Source organism: Xanthomonas sp. SHU 199 (assembly GCF_000364665.1).
Classification (GTDB): Bacteria; Pseudomonadota; Gammaproteobacteria; order Xanthomonadales; family Xanthomonadaceae; genus Xanthomonas_A; species Xanthomonas_A sontii.
The window spans coordinates 1-5347 of sequence record NZ_AQOI01000085.1 but is presented as its reverse complement, the minus strand read 5'-3'; the positions used below and the strand labels follow the sequence as shown (position 1 = coordinate 5347).

At 70.7% G+C, this 5347-nt stretch carries 4 protein-coding genes and 1 pseudogene; all 5 read left to right on the top strand.

Annotation, left to right across the window (positions count from 1 at the left end):
- Positions 1-432 precede the first annotated feature (432 nt).
- A complete protein-coding gene (locus tag D183_RS0104225; protein WP_232757208.1) occupies positions 433-2688 on the top strand; it encodes a TonB-dependent receptor in 2256 nt (751 codons plus the stop codon).
- A complete protein-coding gene (locus D183_RS0104220; protein ID WP_017907895.1) occupies positions 2688-2978 on the top strand; it encodes a hypothetical protein in 291 nt (96 codons plus the stop codon). Before D183_RS0104225 ends, D183_RS0104220 begins: the two co-directional genes overlap by 1 nt.
- Positions 2968-3240, top strand: a complete 273-nt coding sequence (locus tag D183_RS0104215) for a hypothetical protein (protein ID WP_017907894.1) — start codon at positions 2968-2970, stop codon at positions 3238-3240. Before D183_RS0104220 ends, D183_RS0104215 begins: the two co-directional genes overlap by 11 nt.
- On the top strand, positions 3237-4784 hold the full coding sequence (locus tag D183_RS0104210; RefSeq protein ID WP_017907893.1) for a PepSY-associated TM helix domain-containing protein: 1548 nt from the start codon (positions 3237-3239) through the stop codon (positions 4782-4784). Before D183_RS0104215 ends, D183_RS0104210 begins: the two co-directional genes overlap by 4 nt.
- 203 nt (positions 4785-4987) lie before the next feature.
- Positions 4988-5347 (top strand): annotated as a pseudogene (locus D183_RS23980) (GGDEF domain-containing protein); the annotation flags it as partial.

The window sequence follows — 5347 nt, the reverse complement described above, 5'->3', positions numbered from 1 at the left end:
AAAAGTAACTCGCCCGAAAGGGCGAAAGCCTTTGCTCTTGACTGATGTATCAGATGAAGTGAGCTGCAGTAGCGGCTTCAGCCGCGACGCGCGACGCGCCAGCCTCGCTATGCCCCTGGGACGATGGCCCCCTGCATCGCGGCAGCCGCCGGTCACGGCGTCGGGACTGAAGTCCCTCCCACAACACGTGTCTGCGCGTGACGCATACGTTGGCGATGCCCACCCGTAGGAGCAGCTCCTACGCTCCCAAGACCCCCGAGCAAACCTGCCGCCCATCCCAAATCCCATGGCAGCCCCGCCCCGGCTCTGCTAAAGTCCGCGCCCAGCGCTGCCGCGTCCGGCAGCCAGGCACAGCCGCCGCCATGCCTTCAACCGTGAGTCTTTCGGGGGAAGTGGTGTATGCGCGTCGCGCGGTCCGTGTTGTCCTTATGCGTGGTATCCGTCTTGCTGAGCTGGGCGCCGCCAACGCGCGCTGCCGGCGCCGATGTCGCGCCGCCTCCTGATCCCACCACCCTCGACCAGATCGTCGTCACCGGCGAGAAGAGCGGGCGCAGCGTGCAGGACACCACCAGCTCGGTCGCCGTCACCACCGAAGCGCGCATCGAGCAGGAGAACCTGCAGAACGCCTACGAGGTGTTCAACCGCACGGCCAACATGGCCCAGACCTACGGCGATGCCGGCTTCAGCATCCGCGGCATCCGCAACATCGACGGCGGCAGCGATGCGCCGCTGGCCACCATCTACCTGGACGGCGCCGCCCTGCCGTGGAAGGCGATCAGCTGGGCGCCGCTGAGCCTGTGGGACCTGCAGCAGGTGGAGGTCCTGCGCGGTCCGCAGTCCACCCTGCAGGGCGAGAACGCCCTGGCGGGCGCGATCGTCCTGCGCACCGCCGAGCCGACCATGGACTGGCAGGGCAAGCTGCGCGTGCTGGCCTCCGATCCCTCCGACCGCAGCCTGGCCGGCGCGATCGGCGGCCCGATCGTCGCCGACGAACTGGCGTTCCGCGCCTCGGTGGAGCAGCGCAGCTTCGACGGCTACACCTGGAACCTCACCCGCCAGGCCGCCGACGATGCACAGGTCTCGGCGATCTACCGCGGCAAGCTGCTGTGGACGCCGTCGGCGATCGCCGGGCTGAAGGTGCAGCTGGGCTATACCCGCTCGCACCGCACCGGCCCGTACATGTACAGCTACGTGCGCACCGACCTGCCCGATTACTTCGAACACCGTTACGCCACCAACAACACCCCGGACCGCACCCGCAGCGACAGCGACATCGTCACCCTGCAGGCCGACTACGCGCTCTCCGACGCCTGGTCGCTGTCCTCGGTCAGCGCCTGGAACAAGGTCACCTCGTCCAGCCTGTGGGACATGGACCATGGCCCGGACAACGCCGGCTACGCGCGGCGCCAGCTCGACGACACCACCGCCTCGCAGGAACTGCGCCTGCACTACGCCGGCACCGCGGTGCAGGGCCTGATCGGCGCGTACTGGGCGCGGCACGTGGAAGACAACGACGCGCAACTGCTGAACAACGTCGCCACGCCGACCACCACCATCGCCGGCCTGCTGCGCAGCGCCGGCTTCCCGGCCGCCACCGCCACCGCGATCGCCACCCGCTACGCGCAGGCGCTGCCGGTGATTCCGGTCGACTACGTCAGCGCCAGCCCGACCCGCTCCAGCAACCGCGCGCTGTTCGCCGACGGCCAGTGGCAGGTGGGCAGCGGGTTCTCGCTGCTGGGCGGGTTGCGCTACGACCGCCAGCGCTACGCCATGGCCTCCGACACCACCGCGGCCTTCGCCGGCCGCTATCCCGATCCGGCCGCCTTCGCCGCCAGCGGCACCGCGCTGTACCGGGCCATCGTCGCGATCAACCAGGGCGTGGCCGGCATCGTGCGCTCGGCCAACGGCGAGGTGGCCTGGAACACGCGCGACTTCGACGCGCTGCTGCCCAAGCTCGGCATGCGCTACGACTGGAACCCGGACCTGTCGACCAGCCTGGTGGTGCAGCGCGGCTACCGCTCCGGCGGCTCCAGCTTCAACTCGGCGCGCAGCCAGGCCTTCCCCTACGACCCGGAATACACCTGGAACTACGAAGCCGCGCTGCGCTCGCAGTGGCTGGACCGGCGCCTGACCCTCAACGCCAACGCCTACTACATCGACTGGAAGGACAAGCAGACCACCGCCTACTTCGGCCTCAACAGCTTCGACTACAACACCGTCAACGCCGGCCGCGCGCATCTGTACGGGGCCGAGCTGGAGGCCAGCCACCGCCCCAACGAGGCGTTCGACTGGTACGGCTCGCTGGGCTATGCGCGCACCCGCTACGACAGCTTCGCCACCATCGCCGGCGCCTCGGTGATCGACTACGCCGGCCGCGAGTTCGCCTACGCGCCGCACTGGACCGCGGCGCTGGGCGCCAACTGGCGCTTCGCCGAGGGCTGGCTGGCCAACCTCAACGCCAGCTTCCGCGACCGCGTCTACACCGACATCGGTGCCGGCGCCGTGCAACTGGCCTCGCGCACCGTGGTCAACGCCAAGTTCGGCTACGAGAACCTGGACTGGAGCGCGTGGATCTTCGCCAACAACCTGCTCGACCGCCATTACATGCAGTACCGCTGGGCCACCGATCCGGTCGCGATCCTGGGCGCGCCGCGTGTGGTCGGCATCGGCTTCGAGGCGCGCTGGTGATGCTCGCCTTTGCCACCGTCGCCTATCTGCTCGCCGCCGCGCTGGCGGCGCTGGCGTTCTACCTGGCCACCGCGCACCAGCGGCTGCGTCCGGCCTGGCATCGGCACGCGCGCGCGCTGCGCGTGGCCGGCACGCTGCTGTGCGTGGCCGCATTGGGTGCGGCGATTTCGGCGCTGGGCGTGTGGGCCGGCGTGTTCGCCGCGCTGAGCGCGACGATGCTGGCGGCGGTGGCCCTGCCGTACCTGGATGCGTGGCGACAATTGCACCAAGGGGCTGGCGATGTGGGCTAGGTGGCTGGCGGCGATCGTGCTGGGCCTGCCGCTGGCGGTGGGCGTCATCGGCTTGTGCGTGCTGCTGTGGCCGGGCGACCTGCAGGTGCATACGTTGCCCTGGCTGTTGCTGGTGTTCCCGCTGTGGGTCGGCGCCATGTCGCTGGCTTTCGTGTTTCCCAGCGGCGCGCGCGCGTGGCTGTGGCTGGGCGCTGCGACCGCACTGTGCTACGTGGCGCTTTACCTGCTCAAGGCCACCCACCTCGTGCAGGTGACCCCATGAAGGCCGCGACCCTGCGCCAGTTCCTGTCGGCGCACAGCTGGATGGGCCTGCTCGCCGGCATGGCCCTGTTCATCGCCTTCTACGCCGGGGCGATCAACGTGTTCACCCACGACCTGGAGCAGTGGCCGCGCCCGGCCGCGGTGCAGGCCCCGGCATTGCCGCCGGAGCAGGCCGCGCAGGCGCTGGCCGATGCGGTGCTGGCGCGGCATCCGGCGCTGGCCGAGTCGTACACGCTGATGCTGCCCGGCGAGGGCCGCACGCAGCCGCAGTTGTTCGCGTTCGGGCCGGCCGCGGAGCAGGCCTTCGGCGGCATGGTGCAGTTCCAGCCCGGTGCCGACGGGCAGCCGGTGCAGCTGCCGCAGCGCAGCGGCTTCGTCGCGTTCCTGTACGACCTGCACTTCACTGCCGGGCTGCCGCGCACCTTCGGCACCTACCTGTTCGGCGTGGTCTGCCTGCTGTACGGGGTGGCCCTGGTCAGCGGCGTGGTGCTGTACGCGCCGGTGCTGCTCAAGGACCTGTTCGCGCTGCGCCGCGGCCGCAACGTCAAGCGCTTGTGGCAGGACGCGCACAACGCCATCGGCATGCTGTCGCTGCCGTTCCACGTGATCTTCGCCTGGTCCGGCGCGGTGCTGACCCTGGGCGTGCTGCTGCTGGCGCCGTTCCAGTACCTGGTGTTCGACGGCAAGCTGATGCAGGTGCTGCAGCCGGACTTCGAACTGGCGCCGCACGTGCAGCCCGCGCACGTGCCTGCGCCGATGCTGCCGGTGGCCGAGCTGGTGGCACGGGCGCGCGCGGCCAATCCCGGCTTCGTGCCGGAGAGCCTGTCCTTCCACGATGCCGGCGACGCCAATGCGCAGGTGGAGCTGTACGGCCGCCAGGAGCAGCGCCGGCTCAACACGCTCGGCGGCGTGGCGCTGCGCGCGGCCGACGGCAAGGTGTTGCGGGTGCTGTCGCCGCAGACCATGTCGCCGGGCGTGGCCGCGCTGCGCGGCCTGCAGACCCTGCACTTCGGCGACTACGGGCGCTGGCCGCTGCAATGGCTGTACTTCCTGCTCGGGCTCGGCGGCGCGTTCCTGTTCTACAGCGGCAACCTGCTGTGGGTGGAAGCGCGGCGGAAGCGCCGCCAGGTTGCGCAGCCGTTGCGCACCCACGTCATGGCGCGGCTGACCGCCGGCGTCTGCCTGGGCTGCGTGGCCGGAGTGTCGGCGCTGTTCGTGGCCGCGCGCCTATTGCCGCCGGGGATGGAGCGCGGGGCGTACTACGCCGTGTTCGCGCTCGGCGTGGCCTGGTCGCTGCTGCGGCCGACCGCCCGCGGCGCCTACGAACTGCTGCTGGCCTGTGCGGTGCTGACCGCGCTGGTGCCGCTGGCCGGGTTGCGCGGCGCCGCTGGCTGGGTGGCGCCGTGGAGCAGCGGGACGCTGCTGGCCATCGACGCCTGCGCGCTGGCGCTGGCCTGGGCCTACTGGCAGATGGCGCGCGCCGCGTATCGCCGCGGGCAGGGCGGCGATCCACACAGCGTGTGGGCGTTCCCGCCGCCGCGCTGACGCTCGCCCTGCCGTGCCAAGGCGGCGCGGCAGGGCGCTGCTGTCACGCAACCGATCGTCCCAAAAGTGGACAATCACGCGCCGGTGCTTTTTCATGGTCTCGACGTGGGCACCGCAGCGTCCGCGCGAAACCGAATCGGGTGACACGATCTGATGTGATCTGATCCGCACTTCGCGCCGCGTTGCCGTCGACAGGGGACTGCATGCACGAGCGTTACCAGGAGCCATACGACGCACCGCCGGGCGAGGCCTACGCGGCGCAATTGCGCAAGGGATTCGCCGCGCTGCGTTTCGATCCTCCGCTGGAACGGGCGTACCGCCACTACACCGCCGCCACGCTGGGCTTCGCGCAGCGCGTTGCGGCCTCGCTGGGCGTGTTGATCGCGCTGCTGCTGCTGGGCTGGGACGCGGTGCATTTCGGCTGGCGCGGCGGCGGCCTGCTCGGCTATGCGGTGGCGGTGCGCGTGGCGACCCTGCTGGCGTTGCTGTGGGTGGCGGCGGCGATCCACCGCGCCGACACGCACGGCCCCGGCCGCGCCGCGCTGTTGCTGCTGGTCGGCGGC